This is a genomic window from Klebsiella sp. RC2 (assembly GCF_014192815.1).
Classification (GTDB): Bacteria; Pseudomonadota; Gammaproteobacteria; order Enterobacterales; family Enterobacteriaceae; genus Klebsiella; species Klebsiella variicola.
In genome coordinates this window covers 144,522-168,161 of record NZ_JACHYL010000003.1, presented here as the reverse complement: position 1 = coordinate 168,161, position 23,640 = coordinate 144,522, and the positions used below count along the sequence as shown (strand labels likewise).

Annotated in this window: 26 protein-coding genes; 13 read left to right on the top strand and 13 right to left on the bottom strand. The window is 61.4% G+C overall.

The features are described 5' to 3' along the window. Positions 1-56 precede the first annotated feature (56 nt). Positions 57-347: a hypothetical protein gene (locus tag FHW76_RS10390; RefSeq protein WP_008804940.1), complete on the bottom strand. Its 291-nt coding sequence runs from the start codon at positions 345-347 to the stop codon at positions 57-59. Positions 348-563: 216 nt separating this feature from the next. Beyond that, positions 564-1,751, bottom strand: coding sequence for an MFS transporter (locus FHW76_RS10385; RefSeq protein WP_064170217.1), 1,188 nt, complete (start codon positions 1,749-1,751; stop codon positions 564-566). A gap of 229 nt (positions 1,752-1,980) precedes the next feature. Here FHW76_RS10385 and FHW76_RS10380 point away from each other — a divergent pair, with 229 nt between their 5' ends. Continuing rightward, positions 1,981-2,427 carry a VOC family protein gene (locus FHW76_RS10380; protein WP_183476637.1) on the top strand — a complete coding sequence of 149 codons (447 nt, stop codon included), beginning with the start codon at positions 1,981-1,983 and terminating at the stop codon, positions 2,425-2,427. Positions 2,428-2,465: 38 nt separating this feature from the next. Here FHW76_RS10380 and FHW76_RS10375 read toward each other — a convergent pair whose 3' ends face one another. Next, positions 2,466-2,891 carry a VOC family protein gene (locus tag FHW76_RS10375; RefSeq protein ID WP_044613000.1) on the bottom strand — a complete coding sequence of 142 codons (426 nt, stop codon included), beginning with the start codon at positions 2,889-2,891 and terminating at the stop codon, positions 2,466-2,468. Positions 2,892-3,099: 208 nt separating this feature from the next. Here FHW76_RS10375 and FHW76_RS10370 point away from each other — a divergent pair, with 208 nt between their 5' ends. Next, a complete protein-coding gene (locus FHW76_RS10370; protein WP_183476635.1) occupies positions 3,100-4,257 on the top strand; it encodes a YbfB/YjiJ family MFS transporter in 1,158 nt (385 codons plus the stop codon). Here FHW76_RS10370 and FHW76_RS10365 read toward each other — a convergent pair. Continuing rightward, the gene (locus tag FHW76_RS10365; RefSeq protein WP_183476633.1) at positions 4,254-5,099 is read right to left on the bottom strand and encodes a LysR substrate-binding domain-containing protein; all 846 of its coding nucleotides are present in this window, start codon (positions 5,097-5,099) and stop codon (positions 4,254-4,256) included. The two genes, FHW76_RS10370 and FHW76_RS10365, sit on opposite strands and share 4 nt — an antisense overlap. Positions 5,100-5,188: 89 nt before the next feature. On the opposite strand from FHW76_RS10365, the gene FHW76_RS10360 reads away from it, so the two are divergent. Beyond that, the gene (locus FHW76_RS10360) at positions 5,189-6,247 is read left to right on the top strand and encodes a nitronate monooxygenase family protein (protein WP_012968253.1); all 1,059 of its coding nucleotides are present in this window, start codon (positions 5,189-5,191) and stop codon (positions 6,245-6,247) included. A gap of 10 nt (positions 6,248-6,257) precedes the next feature. Here the strand turns inward: FHW76_RS10360 and FHW76_RS10355 are convergent, their stop codons facing one another. Genes FHW76_RS10355 through FHW76_RS10340 form a run of 4 tightly spaced genes read right to left on the bottom strand, consistent with a single transcriptional unit; the run spans position 6,258 to position 9,561 of the window. Continuing rightward, a complete protein-coding gene (locus FHW76_RS10355) occupies positions 6,258-6,917 on the bottom strand; it encodes a methionine ABC transporter permease (protein WP_004217626.1) in 660 nt (219 codons plus the stop codon). Beyond that, entirely contained in the window at positions 6,914-7,705 is a 792-nt protein-coding gene (locus tag FHW76_RS10350; protein WP_008804932.1) for a methionine ABC transporter ATP-binding protein, read from the bottom strand. Before FHW76_RS10350 ends, FHW76_RS10355 begins: the two co-directional genes overlap by 4 nt. Next, positions 7,702-8,508: a MetQ/NlpA family ABC transporter substrate-binding protein gene (locus FHW76_RS10345; RefSeq protein WP_002904638.1), complete on the bottom strand. Its 807-nt coding sequence runs from the start codon at positions 8,506-8,508 to the stop codon at positions 7,702-7,704. Before FHW76_RS10345 ends, FHW76_RS10350 begins: the two co-directional genes overlap by 4 nt. Before the next feature lie 24 nt (positions 8,509-8,532). Next, positions 8,533-9,561 carry an isopenicillin N synthase family oxygenase gene (locus FHW76_RS10340; protein ID WP_008804931.1) on the bottom strand — a complete coding sequence of 343 codons (1,029 nt, stop codon included), beginning with the start codon at positions 9,559-9,561 and terminating at the stop codon, positions 8,533-8,535. A gap of 283 nt (positions 9,562-9,844) precedes the next feature. Between FHW76_RS10340 and FHW76_RS10335 the strand changes: the two genes are divergently transcribed. The 3 genes from FHW76_RS10335 (at position 9,845) to FHW76_RS10325 (ending at position 11,374) form a co-directional block, all read left to right on the top strand. Then, a complete protein-coding gene (locus FHW76_RS10335) occupies positions 9,845-10,108 on the top strand; it encodes a VF530 family DNA-binding protein (protein ID WP_002904643.1) in 264 nt (87 codons plus the stop codon). A gap of 21 nt (positions 10,109-10,129) precedes the next feature. Beyond that, positions 10,130-10,441 (top strand): cupin domain-containing protein, encoded by a 312-nt coding sequence (locus tag FHW76_RS10330; RefSeq protein WP_049155226.1) that lies wholly within the window; start codon positions 10,130-10,132, stop codon positions 10,439-10,441. Positions 10,442-10,618: 177 nt separating this feature from the next. Next, positions 10,619-11,374: a VOC family protein gene (locus FHW76_RS10325; protein WP_023297599.1), complete on the top strand. Its 756-nt coding sequence runs from the start codon at positions 10,619-10,621 to the stop codon at positions 11,372-11,374. Between the two features lie 9 nt (positions 11,375-11,383). On the opposite strand, the gene FHW76_RS10320 is transcribed toward FHW76_RS10325, so the two are convergent. After that, positions 11,384-12,328, bottom strand: coding sequence for an AraC family transcriptional regulator (locus FHW76_RS10320; RefSeq protein ID WP_008804928.1), 945 nt, complete (start codon positions 12,326-12,328; stop codon positions 11,384-11,386). Between the two features lie 105 nt (positions 12,329-12,433). On the opposite strand from FHW76_RS10320, the gene FHW76_RS10315 reads away from it, so the two are divergent. After that, complete coding sequence (locus tag FHW76_RS10315; RefSeq protein WP_022066161.1) at positions 12,434-13,672, top strand: MFS transporter; 1,239 nt, start codon at positions 12,434-12,436, stop codon at positions 13,670-13,672. Here FHW76_RS10315 and hpxE read toward each other — a convergent pair. After that, positions 13,649-14,623, bottom strand: coding sequence for a molybdenum cofactor-independent xanthine hydroxylase subunit HpxE (gene hpxE / locus FHW76_RS10310; RefSeq protein WP_183476631.1), 975 nt, complete (start codon positions 14,621-14,623; stop codon positions 13,649-13,651). The genes FHW76_RS10315 and hpxE overlap by 24 nt on opposite strands. Before the next feature lie 11 nt (positions 14,624-14,634). Next, complete coding sequence (gene hpxD / locus FHW76_RS10305) at positions 14,635-15,672, bottom strand: molybdenum cofactor-independent xanthine hydroxylase subunit HpxD (RefSeq protein WP_183476629.1); 1,038 nt, start codon at positions 15,670-15,672, stop codon at positions 14,635-14,637. A 125-nt stretch (positions 15,673-15,797) separates the two neighbouring features. On the opposite strand from hpxD, the gene hpxR reads away from it, so the two are divergent. After that, positions 15,798-16,721, top strand: a complete 924-nt coding sequence (gene hpxR, locus FHW76_RS10300) for a LysR family hpxDE operon transcriptional regulator HpxR (RefSeq protein ID WP_008804925.1) — start codon at positions 15,798-15,800, stop codon at positions 16,719-16,721. On the opposite strand, the gene hpxO is transcribed toward hpxR, so the two are convergent. Continuing rightward, a complete protein-coding gene (gene hpxO / locus FHW76_RS10295; RefSeq protein ID WP_008804924.1) occupies positions 16,702-17,856 on the bottom strand; it encodes an FAD-dependent urate hydroxylase HpxO in 1,155 nt (384 codons plus the stop codon). The two genes, hpxR and hpxO, sit on opposite strands and share 20 nt — an antisense overlap. A 345-nt stretch (positions 17,857-18,201) precedes the next feature. Here hpxO and FHW76_RS10290 point away from each other — a divergent pair, with 345 nt between their 5' ends. The 5 genes from FHW76_RS10290 to FHW76_RS10270 all read left to right on the top strand — a co-directional run bounded on the left by FHW76_RS10290 (position 18,202) and on the right by FHW76_RS10270 (position 22,236). Continuing rightward, on the top strand, positions 18,202-19,581 hold the full coding sequence (locus FHW76_RS10290) for a nucleobase:cation symporter-2 family protein (RefSeq protein WP_049155219.1): 1,380 nt from the start codon (positions 18,202-18,204) through the stop codon (positions 19,579-19,581). Then, a complete protein-coding gene (uraD, locus tag FHW76_RS10285; protein ID WP_008804922.1) occupies positions 19,559-20,059 on the top strand; it encodes a 2-oxo-4-hydroxy-4-carboxy-5-ureidoimidazoline decarboxylase in 501 nt (166 codons plus the stop codon). Before FHW76_RS10290 ends, uraD begins: the two co-directional genes overlap by 23 nt. Continuing rightward, positions 20,056-20,382 (top strand): hydroxyisourate hydrolase, encoded by a 327-nt coding sequence (gene uraH / locus FHW76_RS10280; protein ID WP_008804921.1) that lies wholly within the window; start codon positions 20,056-20,058, stop codon positions 20,380-20,382. The genes uraD and uraH overlap by 4 nt, the downstream gene beginning before the upstream one ends. Positions 20,383-20,647: 265 nt before the next feature. After that, positions 20,648-20,914 carry a type II toxin-antitoxin system antitoxin HipB gene (gene hipB / locus FHW76_RS10275; protein ID WP_008804920.1) on the top strand — a complete coding sequence of 89 codons (267 nt, stop codon included), beginning with the start codon at positions 20,648-20,650 and terminating at the stop codon, positions 20,912-20,914. Next, entirely contained in the window at positions 20,914-22,236 is a 1,323-nt protein-coding gene (locus FHW76_RS10270) for a type II toxin-antitoxin system HipA family toxin (protein WP_008804919.1), read from the top strand. The genes hipB and FHW76_RS10270 overlap by 1 nt, the downstream gene beginning before the upstream one ends. Before the next feature lie 16 nt (positions 22,237-22,252). Here the strand turns inward: FHW76_RS10270 and FHW76_RS10265 are convergent, their stop codons facing one another. Further along, positions 22,253-23,545 (bottom strand): glycoside hydrolase family 10 protein, encoded by a 1,293-nt coding sequence (locus FHW76_RS10265; RefSeq protein WP_012541751.1) that lies wholly within the window; start codon positions 23,543-23,545, stop codon positions 22,253-22,255. Positions 23,546-23,640: the final 95 nt, after the last annotated feature.

The following is a 23,640-nucleotide window of genomic DNA, read 5'->3' as shown; positions in this document are numbered from 1 at the left end:
ACGCTCAGGGAGGCGGTGGGATGGACAGTCACTGCGCCCGTTGCGGGCGCAGTGACTTATTCGGCGTTCTTGAGCGCTTCAGCGCGGCTGGCGGTGGCGTAAACAAAATCCAGCATCGGTTCGAGATCGGTGTCGTAACCGGCCTGAATGATTTTACCTCGCAGCCATTCAATTTCGCTGGTGATATCGGGCGGGAAGATGTTGTTATCCTGCGCCCGGCGCAGCCATTTCAGCAGAAAGTTATTCTTTCCTCTGATACCGCCCGATTTTTTCGACTTTCCGTGCATCTTCAGCGCGACCAGGACGCAGTAATAGAAATGAACGCGCTGATTAAAACTTTGGTGCATGTCTGTGTTTCCCGCCAGAATCAGGAATTCACCGTGTGGGTCAGTGATTCGGATTGGACTACGGCGCCGGGCTGGATCGTTGTGCGATCTCTGTTGTTCTCCGCTACCGTCCTTGCATCTGTTGTCAGACGCTGAGGAGGATGTTGGCATGGAAGCCGAATCGTCGTCAATTGCCGATTCGTTTTTTGCCCGCGGCGATCCGCGGGCCAGGGCTGACTACGTTCCTGAGACGGCTCGCTGTTGTCGCTGGACGCGTAAAATGAGCAGGAAAGCGAACACCACGACAATCGCCGCCAACAGATATAGCGTGGCGAGGTCGTAGAAGCCGGCGACCCATCCGGCCAGCGGCCCGGTGAGTCCCAGCGCCAGGTCAAGAAACGCCGAGTAGGTGCCGAGGGCGGTCCCCTGGTTTTGCTCTTCCACCTGTTTGACTGCCTCGACCCCTAGCGCCGGGAAGACCAGGGAAAAACCCGAGCCGGTGAGAAAGGCGCCGACGCCGGCCACCCAGGCTGACGGCGCCAGCCAGATCAGCAGCAGGCCGAGACACTCGATCACAAAGCAGACCAGCGAGACCGGGACCCCGCCATAGCGGGTAATGGTATTTCCCAGCACCAGGCGGACGCAGATAAAGCCGACGCTGAACAGGGAGAGGGTAAACGCCGCGCCCTGCCAGCTGTGCGCCGCAAAATAGAGGGTGATGAAGGTGGCGATAACGCCGAAGCCAACGGTACCAAAGGCCAGCCCCAGGCCATAAGGCCAAATTTTTCGTACCACTGCGTGAAAGGGCGCTCTGACACCGGCAGTCACGCTGACATCCTGGCGGGTGCGGGCGAACAGCAGGCCGATGGCGGCCACCACCACCACCACCGTGGCAAATCCGCTAATGCCGAAATAGTGGTTAAGGGTGACCCCCAGCGGCGCCCCGATTGCCATGGCGATATAGGTCGCCACGCCATTCCAGGAGATCACCCGCGAGGTATGGATCGCGCCGACGGTTTTGATCCCCCAGAGCGTGGCGCCGGTCGCGGTAAAGCTCTCGCCGACACCAAGAAACACCCGGCCCGCCAGCAGCGCGGCGATGGCCAGCATCGGCGTCGCCTGCAAAAGCACCGCCAGCAGGGTGAATGCTCCGCTCAGCAGACAGCAGATGATCCCGAGACTGACCACTTTTTTCGGGCCCCAGATATCGGTATAGCGCCCGGCGTGCGGTCGACTGATCAGCGTTGAGATGTATTGCAGGCTGATCACAATCCCGGCGACAAAGGTGCTGTAGCCCAGCTGATAGTGAATGTATCCCGGCAGTACGGCCAGCGGCAGGCCGATGGAGAGATAGCAGATACAGGTGAAGACAACGATCGAAATGATGCGCAAATTGAGTTGCGTGGTGCTGACGGAAGTGCTCATAGGGATAAGTGATTAATACAAGGGATGTTTAGCATAGCGCGCCGCGAGGACGCTGGCGAGTCGCGAGGGCGTTTTATCTGTCACCGATGAAGTCGCCGTCTGTCCGAAGGGGCGCAACGGTCTGTACCGTCGATGATGTTGTGAATGCGCCCGCCATTAATCGGGTTTGCCGCTGGCGCCTGCGTACGGGCATGATGGCGTTATCTTACCGCCGCGTTCAGGAGAGAACATGTCCCACGATTTCGCTGATATTGACGTTTTGTTCATTGCGGGCTTCGGTCCCATCACCCGCAGCACGTCGCAAAGCCGTGACTTCTATTGTCAGGCGTTGGGTTTGCCGCTAAAGCCGATGACGGGTAACGAGGCGTATCTCCTCAGCGAGCAGGATGCCATCGGCGGGGTGAAACATTTCGCGCTGTGGCCGCTGGCGCAGGCGGCGCAGTCCTGTTTTGGTCAGGACCAGTGGCCGGAGACGGAGCCGGTGCCGCAGGCATGGATTGAGTTTGAGGTCCGCGACCTGGCTGCGGCGACGGCGCGGCTGCAGCAGCAAGGATACCGCCTGCTCGTCGCGGCGCGCGACGAACCGTGGGGACAGACGGTCACCCGATTGCTCAGTCCGGAAGGGCTGCTGGCCGGGCTCACGGTGACGCCGTGGCTGCGGGCGGAAGAGCCATAGCGCCCGCGCCGGACGCGGCGCAGGGCATATAGGGGAGGTTATTGATTCTCCTCTTGATGGGAAGCGCTTCGTACTTCTCCCCAGGCGCGGTTTTGCAACACGGTGCGATAGCCGTCGCGGTCGACGAAAGTGACGCCATTGACCTCCCAGTAAGGGTTAAACGCCGTGACCCGCAGAAACCCGGCGGCGTCCATGGCGGCGCACTGTGCTTGCCATTCCGCCTGCTGTGGGTAATACAGCACCAGCAAATCTTCATCTCCTGGCGAGGGAGTGACGGGATGGTGGCGACAGTGGGTGAATTCCAGATGCCAGCCCGCGTCGGGCGCGCCGAGCATAATCCCGCTGAATCCTTCATGATCGGTAAAGCTGCCGAGTTGTTGAAGCCCCAGCCCGGCGCAATACATGCTGGCGGTGGCGTCCAGTTCACTGACCGGTCTGGCAATACGCATATGGCTGAACAACATAATGGCTCCCGTAAGCAAAAGCTCAAGTTGATACTGTACCGGTAAATCGGCCCGGCGTGTGTTAAGACGTGCCCGGGCGCCATTTTCTCTCTGTCAATACCATAGCGGATTAACGTCCGCCTTGCGCCGACATTCTCTCTTAATCATAATAAAAAAAGAATTATAAAATACTATTGTTCTTAATGTGAGAATCATTGTGAGGTGGTGGATGAATAACAGATCGCGCCAGGCCATATGGCTGGCACTGGCTGGGTCGATAGTACTGATGATCGGCATGGGCTACGGGCGCTTTGCCTTCACCGGCGTGCTGCCGCTGATGCTTAATGAAGGTCTGTTGACCCTGCACCAGGGCAATCTCGCCGCGTCGGCCAATTACGCTGGTTATCTGGTCGGCGCGTTGCTGCTGGCGCGGGTACAGCCTGGGGCCGCCAGCCGACTGAGCATTATCTCCGCCGGGTTGACCATCGCCAGCCTGGCGCTGCTGGCCTGGGTGAGCTCGCCGTGGACCATTATTGCGCTGCGCGCCGTCGCCGGCGCGCTGAGCGCGATAACGCTGATTGCCGGTTCGCTGTGGCTGCTGGAACATATGGGCCATCATCACGGGGCGCCGTTGCTGTATGCCGGGGTGGGGCTGGGGATATTTATCTCTGCGGAGGGGATCGCCCTTGGACATGCCCTGAGCCTCACCAGCCAGCAGATCTGGCTGCTCTGCGCATTATGCGCCGGTCTGCTGCTGGCGCTGGCGATCCGTTGGCTGCTGACTCCGCCGGCTGCACTGGTGAGGGTTTCCCATGTTGAGACCTCCTTGCCTGAGACCGGGAGCGATACGCGTCGCGCGGCGTGGCGACTATTGATGGTTTACGGCCTGGCGGGCTTCGGCTATATCATCACCGCCACTTATCTGCCGTTGTTTCTGTCTGGTTCGCTGCAGAGCGTTGACCCGGTCCATCTGTGGGCGCTGTTTGGTCTGGCGGCCGCGCCGTCCTGCCTTATCTGGCATAAGCTGGTGCTAAAGTGGGGGTACCGGCAGGCGCTGACCCGCAACCTGATCGTCCAGGCGCTTGGCGTGATCCTTCCAGCCTGCAGCGCTTCACTGCTGTTTTGCGTGCTAAGCGCGCTATTGGTGGGCTTTACCTTTATGGGCACCGTCACCATTGCGCTACCGAAGGCGAAAAGTCTCAGCCATCAGGTGAGCTTCAATATGATTGCCGCGATGACTGCACTGTACGGCGTGGGACAGATTGCCGGGCCGCTTATCGCCGGCGCGCTGTATCAGATCGCGGCTTCATTTAACCCGGCGCTCTATGCTGCGGCGCTGGCGCTGCTGATTGCCGCAGGGCTGGTCTTTACCGAACGCCGGGCTTAGCCAATCGCCACGCTTTGCAGCAGCTTGCGCCACTCGCTCAGAGCGGGGGCGTTCAAGCCGCTGCGCCAGATAAGCTGGGTGGTCGCCTCGCACAGCGGTTCGCTAAGGCAGTTTTCGGGAAGCGTCATCTGCGACAGCACGCTCTGCGGCAGCAGGCAGGCGTAGCGTCCGGAAGCCACGCAGGCGAGCATGCTGTGATAGGAGTTGACCTCATGCACCTCGACGGCCGCCTGCTGCTCCGCCAGCCAGCGTTCGCCCAGCGCGCGGTAGCTGCAGCCGCTGGCGAATGCCGCGAACCGCAGCGGGCCCGGGGTCTGCGGACGGACCAGCATCAGCGTTTCATAAAACACCGGGGTGCATGCCAGCTCGGCGGGACAGGCCGGTTGACCATCGGCCCCAGGCGGCAGGCAGACCAGCGCGGCATCGAGGGCGGCGGTTAACACTCCCTCGGTTAACTGGCGGGTCGGTTGGGTGAGGAGGGTGATATCCACCTGCGGGCACCGTTGTTGAAAGCGGGTTAGCAGCGGCGGCAGCCGGCTGGCGGCGGTCGCCTCCATCGCGCCCAGACGCAGACTGCCGCCTGGGGTTGTCGGATGCAGAGCCTGCTTTGCCTCTTCCGCCAGGCTCAGGATCCGCCGGGCATAGCTGAGAAACTGTACGCCTGCCGGGGACAACACCATTTTTTTGTTGCCGCGAACGAAGAGCTCAACGGCAAGCTCCTCTTCCAGCTGCTGAATGCGGGTCGTGATATTGGACTGTGCGCGGCCCAGCCGTTTTGCTGCCTGGGTGACGCTCTGCGTTTCTGCCACCTGAATGAAGATCTCTAGTGTGCTGTGGTTCATATTTTTCTTCTCAATACGATAATGATGTTGATCTTACCATCTTTAAAGGAGATGGTAAGCCTCCGGCACCGCTAATGCATGAGGAAACCATGAGCAACCCGCTGCTTTCGCTTATTGATATTGATTATCCCCTGATTCAGGCCCCGATGGCGGGCGTCTCCACCCCCGCGCTGGCTGCCGCGGTAAGTCATGCCGGCGCGCTGGGCTCGCTGGGGCTGGGTGCTTCAACCGTTGCCCAGGCGGAAGCGATGATAGTCGCCACCCGCCAGCTGACGGACCGTCCGTTCAATGTCAATCTGTTCTGCCATGCGCCGCCCCGGCGCGACGCCCGGCGGGAAGCCGACTGGGCAACAACTTTACGACCCCATTTTGCCCGCTATGGCAGTACGCCACCGGATTCGTTAAGCGAGATCTACCAGACATTTATCGGTCATGCGCCGATGCTGGAGCTGCTTCTCGACCTGTCGCCGGCGGTGGTGAGTTTTCATTTTGGTCTTCCTGAACGTGAGACGATCCAGCGTCTGCGACAGCAGCGGATTGTCACCCTGGCGACGGCAACCTCGCTCCAGGAGGCGCTGCTGATTGAACAGCAGGGGATCGACGTAGTGGTCGCTCAGGGCTATGAGGCGGGCGGGCACCGGGGGATCTTTGCTCCGCAGGAGCCTGATGCCCAACTGAGCACCTTCACCCTGGTGCAACTTCTGCGGCGTCGGCTAACCATCCCGGTGGTAGCCGCCGGGGGCATCATGGACGGGGCGGGGATCACCAGCGTAATGCAGTTGGGGGCGCAGGGCGTTCAGCTCGGTACGGCGTTTTTACTGTGTCCGGAATCGGCCGCCGACGCCGGTTATCGCGCGGCGATCAACAACAGCATTGACGGACGTACGGTGCTGACCTCCGCGATATCCGGGCGTCCGGCACGCTGTCTGGCGAATGCCTTCTGTGCGCTGGGGGAAGCCTGTCCGGCGAGCGCCGTGCCGGATTATCCGCTGGCGTATGATATCGGCAAAGCGCTGGCCGCCGCCGCGAAAGCCCAGGGCGTTCATGAGTATGGCGCCCACTGGGCCGGGCAGGGTGTGGGGTTGATCCGCGAGTGTGACGCCGCCAGTCTGGTTCGTCAGCTGGCGGCAGAGTGCGGCTGGAACTAATGTCTGACGGTTAGCGACGGTGGGCCAGGCTGCGCACCAGCCGATCGCCGGCCATTTGCACGCCCTGGACCATCGCCACCAGGATCAGCACCGTGCCAAACATGACTTCATTATTAAACCGCTGATAGCCGTAGCGGATGGCGAGGTCGCCGAGTCCACCGCCGCCGATCACACCGGCCATGGAGGAGAAACCAATCAGCATCACGATGGTCAGCGTGATCCCGGCCAGCAGCGTTGGCAGGGCTTCCGGCAGCAGGGATTTAAAAATCACGTGCCAGACGTTACCGCCCATCGACAGAATGGCTTCGATTCTCCCGTAGTCCACCTCGTCGAGCGCGTTTTCCGTCAGACGGGCAAAGAACGGAAAGGCGCCGATGGTCACCGGCACGATGGCGGCGGTGCTGCCCAGCGTGGTGCCGACGATCAGGCGGGTAAAGGGGATCAGGGCGATCAGCAGCACGATAAACGGCAGCGACCTGCCGATGTTGATCACCGCGCCTAACAGCGCGTTCAGTTTCGGCATCGGCGCCAGCCCGTTGGCGCGGGAAATAAATAACAGCACGCCGGTGGGCAGCCCGATCAGCACGGTAAACAGGGCCGCCAGGCCCACCATATAAAGCGTATCCAGCGTGCCGTCGAGTAATAACGGCCACAAATCTTCCCAGCTCATGCTACTCCGCATAATGGCCTCCCCTGAACGCCGTGACGGGTAAGAAAATCTTGTTCAGCCTGCGGGTCGTGCAGCAGCGACTGGCGCAGCCGCGACCATGGAGTCACCAGCAGGTCGGCGAGTTTACCGCTCTCGACAATCTCGCCCTGTTCCAGCAGCGCCGCGTGGTCACAAATGGTTTTCACCACCTCCAGCTGGTGCGTAATCAACACGATGGTCAGATTGAGGCGCTGGTTAATATCCGCCAGCAGGGCCAGCACCGAGGCGGTGGTCTCGGGATCCAGCGCACTGGTCGCCTCATCGCACAGCAACACTTCCGGCCGGGCGGCCAGCGCCCGGGCGATGCCGACGCGCTGTTTTTGCCCACCGGAAAGCTGCGACGGGAAGGCGGCGGCCTTTTCGCTGAGATCCACCAGCTCCAGCAGTTCGCGCACCCTGGCCTCGCGAGCGGCCCTCGGCACTCCGGCAATCTCCAGCGGCACCGCGATGTTGTCAGCGACGGTGCGGGCATGCAGCAGATTGAAGTGCTGGAAAATCATCCCGGTGCGCAGGCGATAATCCCGCAGCGCCGCCTTGTTCAACTGGGTAATATCCTGTCCGTTCACCAGAATGCGGCCCGAGGTGGGCCGCTCCAGTAAATTGAGACAGCGGATGAGCGTACTTTTGCCGGCGCCACTGCGCCCGAGAATGCCGTATATTGCCCCTTTCGGTATCTGCAACGCGATATCGTTCAGCGCCGGTCGGCCGGTTCCGGCGTAGGTTTTGCTCAGCCCTTCGATGGTTATCATGACTGAGGGGCCACCGGGATCACCGAGCCGTTGTAGGTTTTACGGATAAACTCCGCCACCTGCGGTGACGTCAGATCTTTCGCCAGCGCCTTAATGCGCGGGTCATTCGCCAGGGCTGGGGTGGTCACCAGAATATTGGCGTACGGATTATGCTCGGCGCTTTCCAGCCCCAGGGCATCTTTCGCTGGCACCAGGCCGGCTTCCAGCGCGTAGTTACCGTTAATCACCGCCAGGTCGACATCGTCGAGGGAACGCGGGATCTGCGGTGATTCAATCTCCAGAATCTTCAGGTGTTTCGGGTTCTCGACAATATCCTTCGGCGTCGCCAGGGTGGTGGCCGGGTCGGTAAATTTGGGATCCAGCTTAATAAGCTTCTGCGCCTGCAGCAGGAACAGCGCCCGGCTCAGGTTGGTGGTGTTATTCGGCACCGCCACGGTGGCGTTTTCCGGCAGTGATGAGAAATCTTTATGCTTATGCGAGTAAATTCCCAGCGGCTCAATATGCACGGTGGCCGCGACGGCAAAGGTTTTACCCAGCGCTTTTTCCTGATCCTTCAGATAGGGAACATGCTGGAAGTAGTTGGCATCCACATCGCCACTGGCCAGCAGTTCATTGGCGTTGACCCCGCTGGTCAGCTCCACCACCTTCAGATCGAGGCTGGGATCGATTTTTTTGATGTAGTTGAGGATCTCCGCGTGGGGAACCGGGTCCGCGGCGACGCGCAGCGCGGCAGCCTGGGCAGACGTCCATGCCAGAGAAAGAGACAGTGCGACCCCTGCCAGTTTAAAAGCGGCATATTTCATGGTGTGTTCCTTTATTAGTTATGGTTAAACGATCAATTGCTCGGCGCGTTCGCGAAACACGTCCTGATAGTAGCGTTCCGCCACGTCCGGATGGGAACGCAGACGGCCCTTGAGATAATTCCAGCCGACATCGCGTAGCAGCGGATTGTGCGGGTCGCTGTCCGGACCTCGCGCTTCACGCGCCAGTTCGGGCGGCAGGGTGTAAACCGGCACCACCGCGTCAAGCTGGGCGCCGAGGAAGAAAGCGATGGAGAGGCGCTGCTGCTGCGCCGGCGGCGACACCACGCGATGGACGGTGGCGCGCAAATACCCGTTGGTCGCCAGCTCCAGCAGTTCGCCAATATTGACCACAAAGCTGCCGGCCAGCGGCACGGCGTCGATCCATTGTCCAGGCGCGACCTCTACCTGCAGTCCTTTCTGTTCGTCCTGCAGCAGGAAGCTGAGGAAACCGGAATCTTTATGGGCGCCGACGCCCTGGCTGCTTTGGGTCTCCTGCTGGCCGGGATAGCGGATCAGTTTGATATGCTCGTTGGGTTTCTCGCCGTAGAGCCGGTCAAAGGCATTCTCCGGGAGCTGCAGGGCTTCGGCAAAAGCGCGCAGCAGGCGGATGCCCACCTGGGTCATCTGCTGTTGCCAGTGAAGTAACACCGGTTTAAGCGACGGCAGGGCGGCAGGCCACAGATTCGGACCCTGCAGGCGCTGCCAGCGCGGGGCATCGTCGCTGAGGGTCAGCGCCGGGCGTTCGGCGCCGATATCAAACTGCTCTCGCCAGTCAGGCTGGCCGCGCGTCAGCTCTGAGGCCGCGCGGTTATAGCCGCGAAAATGGGGGGAGTGGATCATCGCTACCTGCTGTTTTTGCGCTTCATCGAGGGCAAAAAAGCGTTGGGACTGGCGCTGAACTTCATACTGAAGCGCGTCGTCCACACCGTGGTTGATCAAATAGAAGAAGCCGATGTCGCGGGCGGCGTGACGCAGGTCGGCCAGGAAGGCCGCTTTATCCGCGGGGTCCGCGTAGCGGGCCAGGTCGAGAATCGGCAGGGTGGTCGCGTTCATTGTGTTCTCCGAAAACGGGGTAATAAGTTATGGGTTGATTCAGGTTCAGGGTTCGGGCACAACAGCAGCGCATGGTGATTTCCTCTGTCCGGGGCTGAACACAGCTTGCCTCAAGGCCAAATAAGCAACCAATAACGTTATTTTCTAATTTATGACCGCGCGGGGTTCAGTGCTTTTGCGTTAAATAGATATAGGCGCAAAGCGCGTAATGAAGCCGGTTGCGCCCGTCGGTCAGAGCCAGTAAGGTAGGCGCACTTTTTTAATGCGGAACGGACGTATCGTAATGCACAGCTCGAAAGATCCCCTGCACGGCGTGACGCTGGAAGCGCTGCTCAATGCCCTGGTGGCGCGCTATGGCTGGGCGGAAATGGCCCGCCAGGTCAACATTAACTGCTTTAAAAGCGATCCCAGCATTAAGTCCAGCCTCAAATTTCTCCGCCGGACGCCGTGGGCGCGCAAAGAGGTTGAGGCCATGTATCTCGCCTCCCTTGATGATGACGCGCCGGTGGAGAAAGCGGATCCCTGGGCAAACTGGCAGAAAAAATAACCCTTACCACAGGACACCATCATGCAGAGCTGGAGCAGCAAAGATTTCATCGCCGACCGCCCGTGGGGCGCGCTGGATATCGCCAATTTTTCCGGGACCACCGTGCGTCTGCACTGGACCGACCAACCCTATATCTGGCACATCAACGATGGTCAGGAGGTGTTTGCCGTGATGGATGGTCAGGTGGCGATGCATGTGAAAGTCGACGGCGAGGAGCAAGTCATCATGCTGAACGCCGGCGATATCTTCTACGCCGAAGTGGGATGCGAGCATGTCGCCCATCCGCAGGGGGCGGCGCGTATTCTGGTGATCGAGAAAGAAGGGTCGGTCTGATCCCTCCGGCGGGCGGTTCTTAGCCCGCCGTTTCATCACCGGTTAGACTCAACATACCGCGTTGATATAAATCACTTATCCAGCTTTCGATATATTTAATTCTTGTTTGCCATTCCCTTCACCCCAGCACTATCTTTTGCCGCAGGCGCCTGAACAGGCACAATCGCGGGAGAGATCATGGCAACCTTGCAGTGGGACCACGCAGTACAGTTTGTGAATCAGCCGGAAGCGGCCATTCAGACCTTTGCCGACCAGCAGCTGCGGGCGGTGGCCGGAGGGCGACATCCGGGGTGGGGAACCCGCAATGCGCTGAGCTATTTTGGCCTGACCTATATCGAATTCCTCGCCATTTCCGACCCGGACGAACTGCGCGCCGCGACGGACAGGTTCCTGCTTTCGCGGGATGCCGAGCGGTTGCTGCCGGAGAACGAAGCGCTGTTTCGGGTGGCGCTGCGCAGCGACGACATCGAGGCCACTCATGACCAGTTGCGTCGCAAGGGGTTGGCGGTATCACCGATTGTCGATGGTCAGCGCAACGATCCGCAGGGCAATATCATCCGCTGGCGGATCTTCACCATCGATGGCGACACTGACGGGCTGGTCTATCCATTTGTGCTGCAGTGGGGAGAAGACGATACCACCCGGCTGGCGCGGCTGCGCGCTCAGGAACTGGACGTGCCGCACCCGCTGGGCGACATTGCGCTTGAGCAGGCGGTGTTCGAGGTGGTCAATCCGCAGGCGGTACGCGATCGCTGGCAGGCGCTGCTGGGCTTCCCGCCACAGGGGGAGCAGGGACTGGACGTGGGCGGCCAGTGGTTTACTTTCCGCGAAGGACCCGCTAACCAGCTGACCGAACTGGTGTTTCGCGTCGCCAACCCGGCGCTTAAGGGGCAGCGCTTTCGCGTCGGCAACGGCGTGTATCGCTTTACATAAAAGCTGAATCTAGCGTGCTGTGGCGCGCAGGGCCCCCGGCGGCTGGCCGGTGATGCGTTTGAAGGCCCGGCTGAAGGCCGCCAGCGATTGATACCCGAGGCTGAAGGCGACCGTTTCCAGCGCCTGGCCTTCGTGGGTGATGTACTGCACCGCCAGCCGCATACGCAGCTCGGTCAGATAGCGGGCGGGGGTGGTGTCTGTCGCGGCGAGAAAACGTTCCGCGAACAGCGAGCGTGAAAGCCCCGCCTCCCGCGCCAGATCTTCCACTTTCCAGTTGACCCCCGGGCGCTGATGCATGGCATAGATCGCTTTTGCCAGCCGGGGATCGCGCAGGACCTGTACCCAACCGGTGGCGTTGCCACATCCGCACTCTACCCAGCCGCGGACAATCAGCGCGGCCACCACGTCCGCCAGCCGGGCGAGGATCCCGGCATAGCCTACCTGGCGGGTGAGGGATTCCCGCTCCATCGCTACCAACAGCGGCTGGATCTCCGGCCAGGTGTTTAGCAGGCTGCTGACCCGCATCACCTCGGGCATGGCCTTCACCAGCGGCTGCATGCCGCCGAGCTCAAAATCCATACAACCGCTGAAAATGACGGCGCGCTCCGGGCAGTCCGGGCGGCCGCCGGCGTTGATACAGCTTACCGTGCTGCACACCGTTTCGCTGGGCAGCTGGGCCACATTGACCACCGTGGCCTGCGGATCAGAAAGCAGGGCGTGCCCGTCGCCGTTGGGAATAAACAGTGCATCGCCGCTCTCGAGGGTGAACTGTTCTCCGCTGGCCATGCGCAGCAGTACCGGCCCGCGGCTGATGAAATGGAACTGGGCTTTACCCGCCACGGCGCTAAAGCCGACGCCGAACGGGCGTGCGGTTTCGATGCGCCGGTAGTTAACGCCGGAGAGGCGCATCCCGCGCAACAGTTCGCTGGTCAGGTCGATGCCAGGCTGGCTCATGGTAATTCCGGACGAATAATCAATAACTGAAGAGTATGCATCATATATCGTCCAAAGGTAAGTCCCTAAGATGACCAGGATGTTAATAAAACTGGAGAGATGTATATGAGTTCCTGCATAGCTGCTGACGCGAGCCTGTCACCCGCCAAACCTGCCTGGCGCGCCGTCTATGCCCTGGCCCTCGGGGTGTTCGGCCTGATCGTGGCCGAGTTTCTGCCCGCCAGCCTGTTAACGCCGATGGCCAGCAGCCTCGGGGTCAGTGAAGGGATGGCCGGACAGGCGGTCACCGCGACGGCGCTGGTGGCGTTAGTCACCGGCCTGCTGATCGCCACCGCCACCCGCAATATCGATCGCCGCTGGGTGCTGATGTTCTTTTCCGTGCTGCAGATAGTCTCCAGCCTGATGGTCGCTTTTGCCGATTCGCTGGCGTTTCTCCTGCTGGGCCGTCTGCTGCTGGGGGTCGCCATCGGCGGCTTCTGGGCGATGTCCACTGCCACGGCGATGCGTCTGGTGCCGGCGGCCCATGTGCCGAAGGCGCTGGCGATCATCTTTTCCGCGGTGTCTGTCGCTACGGTGGTAGCCGCGCCGCTCGGCAGCTATCTTGGCGAGCTGATCGGCTGGCGCAACGTATTTATTCTCTGTGCGATACCCAGCCTGCTGGCGCTGCTCTGGCAACTGTGGGTGCTGCCCTCCATGCGTCCGGAGAGCGTCGGGACCTTCTCCACGCTGTTCAGGGTGCTGCGCCGTCCCGGTATGCTGGGCGGCATGCTGGCGACAATCCTGATTTTTAGCGGCCATTTCGCCTTCTTTACCTACCTGCGGCCGTTCCTTGAGACCGTTGCGCAGGCCAGTGTCGAAGGGGTCTCGCTGATATTGCTCGGCTTCGGTATCGCTAACTTTATCGGCACCTCGGTGGCGAGCTATCTGCTGAGCCGTAGCCTGCGCCTGACCCTGGCGCTGGTGCCGTTGATGATGAGCGTTCTGGCGCTGCTGATGGTGACGTTTGGCCATCTGACCATGCTGGACGGGCTGCTGGTCGCCCTGTGGGGATTTGCCTTCGGTCTGGTGCCGGTGGCCTGGTCCACCTGGCTTGCCACCACCGTGCCGGATGAAGCAGAAAGCGCGGGCGGTCTGCTGGTCGCCTCTATTCAGCTGGCCATCAGCGCCGGGGCCGCCGGCGGCGGGGCGGTGTTTGATTTGCACGGCGCCAGCGGCGTCTTCACCGGCAGCGGTCTGCTGCTGTTGAGCGCGATGGTGATTGTTTTCGCCGCCGTGCGGGTGAAACCGGTCGCCAGCGCTGACCAGCCGGAGACGGGCCGCTTATCCCGCGAGATCGATAACTAAATTGGCCGACAGGCTGCGGGAGCAGCACAGCGCAATATGCTGCTCTGCGGCCTGTTTTTCCGCCTCCGACTGCACGGTATCCCGGTGGTCGACGGTTCCCTCCCGCACCGGCGTCAGGCAGGCGCCGCAGATCCCCATCTCGCAGGAGAGCGGCACCGCGACGCCATGCTCCTGTAGCACCTGGGCGATGGTTTTGTTCCCCGGGACCGGCCAGCGTTCCCCGGTGGAGGCGAGGGTGATGGTGAAGGTTCCGTCCGCCGCCGACGCTGCCGTCGGGGCGGGCGGCTGGAACGCTTCGCTGTGCAATTGCGCCTCCTCCCATCCGGCCGCCCGCGCGGTATCGCGAACCCGGGCCATAAATCCGGGCGGACCGCAGAAGTAGACCCGGGTGTCGGCGTCCGGAGCCCCCAGATCCTGCGCCAGCCGCTGGCGCGGACTCTGCCCCTCGTCTGAGCAGTGGATCTGGCAGATTCCACCGGTTAGCTGGCGGGCGATCTCGGTGGCGAAGGCGGCCTCCTGCGCACGGCTAACGTAATAGTGCAGCGTAACGCTGGCGCCGGACGCCGCCCGGGCGTGGGCCATCGCCAGCAGTGGCGTAATGCCGATCCCGGCGGCGAGAAGCACCACATGGCCGCCCTCGTGCAGCGGAAAGTGGTTGCGCGGGGCAGAGATCATCAGCGGTTGTCCCGGGCGCAGGGTGTCGTGGACATAGCCTGAGCCACCGCGGGACTGCGCCTCGCGGGCGATGCAGAGCAGATAGTGATCCCGTTCGGCCGGGCTGCCGGTCAGGGAGTACTGGCGGATCAGCCCGCAGGGAAGATGGAGATCGATATGGGCGCCGGGTGTCCACGCCGGCAGCGGTTGCCCCTCGGCGCTCACCAGACGAACGGCCAGATTTTTCGCGCCCTGACGCCACAGGCCATCGACCACCACGGGGAATATGTCGCGCATATGACCTCCACTCATACCAGAAAGAAATCGCCAAAACCCATCTTCTTCAGCCCGCGCCGGTAGGCGATGGAGCTACGGTCTGCCGGAATATGCGCCTCAAGGGTCAGATCCAGCGGCAGCCGCTCCGGACGCTGGGTTTCTACCATCAGGCGGTCCTCTTCGAACACTCGCAGGTTGAACGCATGTACGTCTTCCACCGGCACGTGCAGGTCGAAATTGCGGGCAATAGGGGCAAACATCCGCGTCACCCGTGACGACACCGGCGAGGCGGCGTTCATGATCACCAGCCTGGCGTCGGCGGGAAAATGGATGGTCAGCGTAGCGGTGAACGGCAGATGCATTTCAAAGTGACGCAGCCACTGGAACCCTTCCGGCGCGCGGAAATCGGAGCTGGCCGGGTAATTGCCCACCGAGCTCCAGTAGTCGGCAACAAAGCCGAACGGCGTATCCTGCGGGGTGTAGTCCGGCACCTGCTGGTTGTCCGGATCGGCGAAGGTGTCGGTGTGGATCCACGCGAAGTGGGCGACATCGAGAAAGCCTTCGACCTGGCGGCCGGCAAATCCCTTCACCTCGAAGGCCGGGCAGTTGATTTGCTGAAATCCCGCGTCGTCCCAGTGCGGCATGGTCGGTAACGGCGGCGGATTGTCCGGATCGCAGGCCAGGCAGGTCCAGATCAGCCCGTAGCGCTCCTCCACGGCGAAGCTGGTGAGATGCAGTTTGGCCGGAATGAGTTGCCCCGGGCTGGAGGGGATACGGTTGCAGCGGCCATCCTCACCAAAGCGCAGGCCATGATAGGGGCAGACGATGCCTTCCTCTTCATGAAACCCCAGGGTCAGCGGCACCCCGCGGTGCGGGCAGACGTCGCGGGCGACCACCACCTGGCCTTTAATACGGTAGATAACCAGCTGTTCGTCCAGCAGGGTGGCTTTCACCGGGGCGCCGGTAATATCGCAGGCGCGGGCCACCGGGTGCCAGCAGCGGGCCAGCCGCAGCCAGTCCTCTGGATCAAAGGTGCAATGGGCGGGGGGCGTGGGGGTGATTGTCTTCATGATTTCTCTTCCTGCTCACATCGGTGATTGTTTTATTGTTGTGAGATTATTGTTGTCATATTAGGGTGTTCACATCCATCACCATTAATTCACTCTGCTGTTGCAAAAAAGAGTACAGGGGTGCCATGAGTCCTTTTTCCCGTTTCGCCCACTATTTTATCGCCGTGGCCCGCTGCGGCAGCTTGCGCCGGGCCGCCGAGCAGCTGCATATCTCCGCCTCGGCAATTAACCGCCAGATCCTGCAGGCCGAGGAGGCCTTCGGCACCCCGCTGTTCGAGCGCCTGCCGGAGGGACTGCGGATGACCACCGCCGGTGAACTGCTGTATGACAATCTGCTGCGCTGGCAAAAGGAGTTTCGCCAGACCCGGCAGAAATTTGATGAGCTGCAGGGGATGAAGCGCGGGAGCGTCAGCGTTGGGATGGTGCAGGCGCTGGCGGAAGGGGGCTTCGCCGCCGCGCTGGCGGAGATCATCGCCAGCTGGCCGTGGCTGGAACTGGATCTGCAGGTGGCCGACAGCCACACCGTCAGCCAGAAAGTGCGTCAGGCGGACCTGGACGTCGGCCTGATCCTCGATCCGCAGGGGCAGGCCGGACTCAGCGTGCTGGCCTTTGCCGAACTGGAGGTGGGGATTGTGATGCGCCCGGACCACCCCCTGGCGGGGGCGAAAGCGCTGTCATTGGGCGAGCTCAGCCTGGAGCGGCATATCGTGCCCGGCGCGCCGCTGATCGTCCATGAGCGGGTGGCGCTCCTCTATCGCCACCATGACTTTGCGCCGGAGAATACCATCAGCTGCAATGATATCCGGCTCATCAAGTCGCTGGTGCTGCGCGGCAGCGGCGTGACGCTCCTCAGCCTGCTCGACGTGCTGGACGAAGTCCAGCGCGGACAGCTGGCCTTTATCCCGCTGCGCAGTACGCTGCTGCGACCGCTGACCCTGGCGCTGTGCACCGCGCCCTCGCGTCAGCTTTCGCGGCCCGCGCAAATGGCCATTCAGACGCTGAGTGCGGTGATTGAATCCATGGCGACGGTCAGCCCAGCGGCCCGCTGAGGATGGTGTCGCACATGCCGTTGATAATGCGCTCCCCGGTCTCCTCACGCAGCTCCTGGTACCAGGCTTCGGTGAGCTGCATATCCTTCCCGTGGGTAATATCGCAGCGCTTGCGCGCCTTCAGCACCAGGTCACGAACCCGGTCGCAGCGCTGGGCCTCGTACTCGCGCAGGGCGGCCGCAATATCGTGGGTCTGGCGGAAAACGGCGCCCAGCACCACCGCATCTTCCATCGCCGCGCAGCCTCCCTGGCCAATATCCGGGGTGGTGCTATGTCCGGCGTCGCCGAGCAGCGCGACGCGGCCGCGCACCAGGCGGCTGAACGGCTCGATATCATGGATTTCAATACGGTTGGTGGTCTGCGGGTCGAGGGTGGCGATAAGCTGCTGCACCGGCGGCGCCCAGCCGGCAAAATAGCGGCTGAGGTCGGCGCGCAGAGTGTCGCGATCCTCCGCCAGACCCGCCGGCAGCGGCACATCAAAGAAAAAATAGAACCGGCCGGCGGAGACCGGCATCAGCGAGACGCGCTTGCCTTCGCCGACAAAGGTGGTCCACTGGTCGCCGGGCGCCAGCGCTTCATCTATTTCCACCAGACCGTTCCAGTTGACGTAGCCGGCGTAGCGGCGCTGCGGGGTAAAGCCCAGCACCCACGGACGCAGTGCGGAATGGCTGCCGTCGGCGGCAATCAGCAGATCGCCGCTGGCGCTGCTGCCATCGGTAAACCACACCGTCACGCCGTCGGCATCTTCCTCACAGCGGGTGACGCGTTTGCCGAACTGCACGCTTTCCCGTCCCCAGAAATCCAGCATTTCCCGCTGCAGCTCTGCCCGGGAGACCGGGCAGGGGCGGCTGCCGGTGCGTTCGATCAGCGGGGCGAGACTGAACTGGGTCATGTTCTCGCCGCTGCGGAAATCACGATACGCCATCCGGCGCAGCGGCCCGCCGAAGGTCTCCATGATGTCGCCCATGCCGAGGTGGGCCATGCACTTCACGCCGTTGGGCCACACGGAAATCGCCGCGCCGACCGGTTTGATCTCTTTCACCGCTTCATAGACGTCGCAGTCGATCCCCGACTGTTTGAGCGCCACTGCCGCACTTAAGCCGCCGATGCCGGCGCCAATCACGATTGCTTTCATTTTATTCTCCTTATCCAGATGTCGTGACTGACTCCAGCAATTTACGTACCAGTTCGCCGGAGGGAGGAAAACCGCCTGCTCAAAGCACAGCGATGGCTCACGGCGCACCGCATTGGTGCAATGTGACGTATTGGTTGCCTTTTTATGAATCAAAAGTTTCTTAATATTGCATCAGGAATCTATCGTTTCAGCGTGCTGATTTTGCAGCGGTGCGGGGGTATACGTTAACAGAGTAATGTAAGCTAATGATTTTTCAGCATTAATGAAATTTTCTGGTCGCTTTTGTCGTCTCTGGCCTGCTTTGTGCACTAGCCCATGCACTTCTCTTTGCTATGGGATTACACCATGTCTGACGAACATTACAGTGGCTTGCTTTACGGCCTTGAACAGCGGATCCCACCGCTTCCGGCCTTTTTCAGCGCTCTCCAGCATGTGCTGGCGGGCCTGGTGGGGATCATCACGCCGCCGCTGATCATCGGCGCTACCCTCGGGCTTGGCGACTGGCTGCCGTATCTCATCAGTATGTCGCTGCTGGCCTCGGGCATTGGCACCTTTCTGCAGTCCAATCGGGTATGGGGCGTTGGCGCCGGGATGATCTGCATGCAGGGCACCAGCTTCGCCTTCCTCGGCGTGACGGTGGCCGGAGGGATGTGGGTAAAAGCGCAGGGCGGCGGGCCGCAGGATATGATGGCGATGCTGTTTGGCGTTAACTTTGTCGCCGCTCTGGTGCCGGTGATTGTCAGCCGTTTTATTGAGCCGCTGAAAAAAATCTTTACCCCCATTATCACCGGCAGCGTGATTGCGCTGATCGGCATCAGTCTGATCAAAGTCAGCGTCATCAACTGGTGCGGTGGGGAAAAGGCCGAGGATTTCGCCAGCATGAGCAACATCGCACTCGGGGCGGGCACCCTCGGGGTTATCGTCCTGCTGAGCTGCGCCAAAAACCGCTGGCTGCGTCTCTCCTCGGTGGTGGTGGGCATTGCCGTGGGCTGCGTCGCGGCAGGGCTGAGCGGTCAGTTCCATCTTCACAGCCTGGGCGACACTCTGTTTCGCCTGCCGACGCTGTTTCCGTTCGGCTTTCAGTTTAACAGCGCGATATTTCTGCCGGTCGCCCTGGTGTCGCTGGTTTGTATTCTGGAGGCGGTGGGCGATCTGACGGCCAACTCGCTGATTTCGCAACAGTCTATTGATGATCACGCTTTTCGTAACCGGCTGAAGGGCGGTATCCTGGCGGACGGTGTCAGCTGTATGGTGGCCGCCATGCTCTGTGCTTTTCCGAACACCACCTTCGCGCAGAACAACGGCGTGATCCAGATGACCGGGGTGGCCAGCCGCTATGTCGGACGCTACATTGGCGTGATTCTGATCCTGCTTGGACTGTTTCCCCCGGTGGGCGAACTGCTGCGGCAGATCCCGGCGCCGGTGCTGGGGGGCGCCACGATGGTGATGTTTGGCTGTGTAGTGGCGGCCGGGATCCGGATTATTACCCAGACCCCGCTGAGCCGTCGCGATGTGCTGATTGTGGGGCTGGCGTTTGGTGCTGGCCTTGGCGTGGAGTCAGTGCCGGCGTTTCTCAGCCATTTTCCGCCGATGGTCGGCGATCTGTTCGGTTCGGCGGCCACCAGCGGTGGGCTGGTAGCGATAGCGCTGAACCTTATTCTGCCGCAGGAGCAGGCGGCGACGAAAACGATAAGGAGTCAGGATGATCGCGCTGAGTCAGTTTAACGGCCTGAGTAAAGATGAGGCAGTGGGGCTGCTGGCCCCCTGCGTGGCGATCCCGGCCTGGGGCGAGACGCTGGTGAACTTGCGACCTTTTGCCAGCCGTCATGCGCTACTGCAGACCGCCCGTGAGGCGATGGATTACTGGGGAGAGGACGAGCTGAACGCGGCGCTCAGCGCCCATCCGCGGATCGGTGAAAAGCCGACCGGCGGCCAGGCGCACGCGGCGCTGTCGCGCCAGGAGCAGTCGGCGGTGGACAGCGAGAATGAGCGGCTCGCGCAGGCCCTGCAGGAGGGCAATGCCCGCTACGAGGCCCGTTTTGGCCGGGTGTTTTTAATCCGCGCCAAAGGGCGCAGCGGCGAAGCGATTTTACAGGCGCTGACGCGCCGACTGCAGCATACCGCCGACGAAGAAGTGACTGAGGCGCTTGCCCAGCTGCGAGAGATTACGATGTTAAGACTGGAAGGAGTGATTGGCGAATGAGTACCCTGAGCACCCATATTCTGGATATTTCCACCGGCAGGCCGGCGGAAGGCGTGACGGTCAGCCTGAGTCGGGAGGGCGAGACGCTGGTGACCCTGGTGACCAACGCCCAGGGGCGTATCGCCACCTTTAGCGCCGCACCGCTGCCGGCGGGGAGCTATTGCTTAACGGCGGAAACCGGGGCGTGGTTTGCCCGCGCCGGGCGGGAGAGCGTCTTTACCCGGGCGCAGATTGATTTTGTTATCGGCGAGGCGGCAGATGACCATTTCCATCTGCCGTTTCTCATCGCCCCGGGCGGGTGGTCGACCTACCGCGGCAGCTAAACCCGGCTGCCCGATGCCGGGCGGCGCTGCGTTTGCCCGGCCTGGATCGTTACGGCGCGGGCAGAGACAGCTCGTAGGCCCGGTAAGGCGCAGCCGTCACCGGGCATGTAAAGGTGTCTCTGGCCACCATCCTTCCTGTTTTATCCCCACTCAAGGATAATCACCCACCTATCCCCACCAGGGTATAATCTTGACATTATCCCCTGCGGGGTATAAAACCAAATTTATCCCGATAGGGGGATAAATGATGGTGAGGAACAAGGCGATGAATTCCCCGCAGATATACAGTCCCGTGCAGCTGGCCAATTATCTGAAGCTGCTGCGCCAGCAGAACCACTGGACCCAGGATGCGCTGGCCAGGCGGATCGGCATTAAGCAGGCCACACTGTCCAATTTTGAAAATCACCCCGACAAAACCACCTTAACCACGCTGTTTAAGATCCTCCAGTCGCTAGGGGTGGTGATGACGCTGAACGCCAAAGCCACAGAGACGGCGCCGGCTCCCGATAACAACACGGACCTTGACTGGTAATGGCGACGCTTACCACCTGGATGAACAATGTGCGCGTGGGCACCTTAACCCGCCAGGCTAACGGGGCGCACAGTTTTCGCTATGACGAAGAGTGGCTGCGCAGCCCGCGCGCCAGACCGCTCTCCCTCTCGCTGCCGCTGCAGTATGGCAATATCACCGCCGACGCGGTGTATCACTATTTTGATAACCTGCTACCCGACAGCCCGCAGGTCCGCGATCGGATCGTCAGGCGCTATCAGGCGCGCTCGAAGCAGCCGTTCGATCTGCTGGCCGAAGTGGGACGGGATAGCGTAGGGGCGGTGACTCTGCTACCGCCGGGGGAAGAGGCGCACCTCGAGGGGTTGCGCTGGCAGACGCTGGACGAGGCGCAGCTCACCGCTTTGCTGACCGCCTACCAGTCGGATATCCCTCTCGGGATGATTACCGGCCAGGATGATTTCCGTATCTCGGTGGCCGGCGCCCAGGAGAAAACGGCGCTGCTGCGGATGGGCGGGCACTGGTGTATTCCGCAGGGCACCACGCCGACCACGCATATCATTAAACTGCCCATCGGCGAGATAAAGCAGCCTAATGCGACGCTGGATCTGCGTGAAAGCGTGGATAACGAGTTTCTGTGCCTGGCGCTGGCCAGGGAACTGGGCCTGGCGGTGCCGGAGGCAGAGATTATCACCACGCCGCGGATCCGCGCGCTGGCGGTGACCCGCTTTGACCGGCGCTGGGCGCAGGAGGGACGGGTGCTGCTGCGTCTGCCGCAGGAGGATCTGTGTCAGGCCTTTGGCATCCCGTCGTCGATGAAATATGAATCTGACGGCGGGCCGGGTATTGCGGCAATCATGGCCTTTCTGCTGGGCTCCAGTGAAGCCCTGAAAGATCGCGCAGACTTTATGAAATTCATGGTTTTTCAGTGGCTGGTTGGGGCAACGGACGGGCATGCGAAGAACTTCTCGCTCTTTTTGCTGCCCGGTGGCAGCTACCGTCTAACGCCGTTCTACGACATCATTTCGGCGTTTCCGGTGCTAGGAGGCACGGGACTGCATCTGCGCGACCTGAAGCTGTCGATGGGGCTCAATGCCACAAAAGGGCGGAAAACAGAGATTAACGCTATCTATCCGCGTCATTTTCTGGCAACCGCCAAAGCGGTGAACTTTCCTGGGGAGCAGATGCTGGCGATCCTCCAGGAGTTTGCCGGGCATGTGCCGCAGGCAATCGAAAGCGCTCGCCGGACGCTGCCGGCGGACTTTTCCACCCACGTCTGGCGGGCCATTACGGAAAATATGCTGAAGCTGCACGCCCGCCTGCAGCAAGGGCTGCAGGCGTTATAGCGAAGCCGGCTGGCGGTTAGCTCTGCGGTTGCCCCCAGCGGCTGCGCAGATAGTTGACCGCCTGCCGGGTTTGCGGCTGATTGAGGTTATTTTCGCGGAACAGGATCGTGCCCTGGATCTGCGGCAGAGTTTCATTGAGGTCGAGCTGCTTTTTCAGCTCCGGCACGCCGCCATCCACCGTCCAGTCAGGCTCATTTTTGGACGGCTCACCCACTTTGTACAGCGCCACGCCGATATACAGCCGGGTATGCGTCGGCTTAACCACCTCGGCCCACCAGTTGGCCAGCACATCATAGCGCGCGGCATCGCGGGCAAACGGCCAGTAGATCTGCGGCGCGATGTAGTCGAGCAGTCCCTGCTGCACCCAGCTGCGGGTATCGGCATAGGACTCATCATAGGCGGCCGCGCCACGGGTATCGGACCCCGCCGGATCGTGCGAGCGGTTGCGCCACACCCCGGCCGGGCTCACGCCAAACTCGACGTTCGGATTGAGCTTTTTGATAGTAGTGGAAACCTGGGCTATGAGCTGCTGGGTGTTATGCCGGCGCCAGTCGCCCTTCGAGGCGTAACCCTGTCCGTAACGGCGGAAGGTTTCATTGTCGTTAAGCGGGGAAGAGGTGGTTTCGGTGTAGAAATAGTCGTCGAACTGCACGCCGTCAATCGGGTAGTTCTGCACCACTTCAGCGACGATGCTAGTGATCCAGTCCCGTGCTTCGGGAATGCCCGGGTCGAGGACAAAGCGATCGCTGGCGGTGCGGATCCAGTTACGGTGCAGGACGAACACGCTGGCCGGCACCTGCGTGAGGGTGTTATTCAGCTCGGCAACGGTCGACGGTTTGGTGTTAACTGAGACACGATAGGGGTTAAACCATGCGTGAACCTTCATACCGCGCTTGTGCGCTTCATCCAGCATAAACTGCAGCGGATCGTAGCCGGGGTATTCGCCGATTTTGCCGGTCAGCATATCGGACCACGGCAGAATGTCCGACCGCCAGAGCGCCGTGCCGTCGGGTTTCACCTGGAAAAAGACGGTGTTGATACCCAGGCGCTGCAGGTTATCGAGTTTGGCGATCAGCGCCAGCTTCTGCTGCGTGATGCGGCTTTCCGGCGTGCTGGCGATAATCGACCCGACCGGCGGCCAGTCAAGGCGCGACACGGTGGTGAGCCACACGCCGCGTACCGGCTCCCGGTGCGTCTGGCTGGCTTTGACGGCGGTAGTGTTCGGTGTCGTGACAAGGGATTTAGGGGCCTTACTGGTGCAGCTGAACAGCATGCCCACGGCAATGACGGCCGCACCGGCCAGCGCCACTTTGCTGGCTAAGGGGAATCGACGAGAATGGCTGATGATGAACTCCCGTGTAATCAGATCGTCGCGTGTAGCGGCTATTCTCTTACGATTCGTGG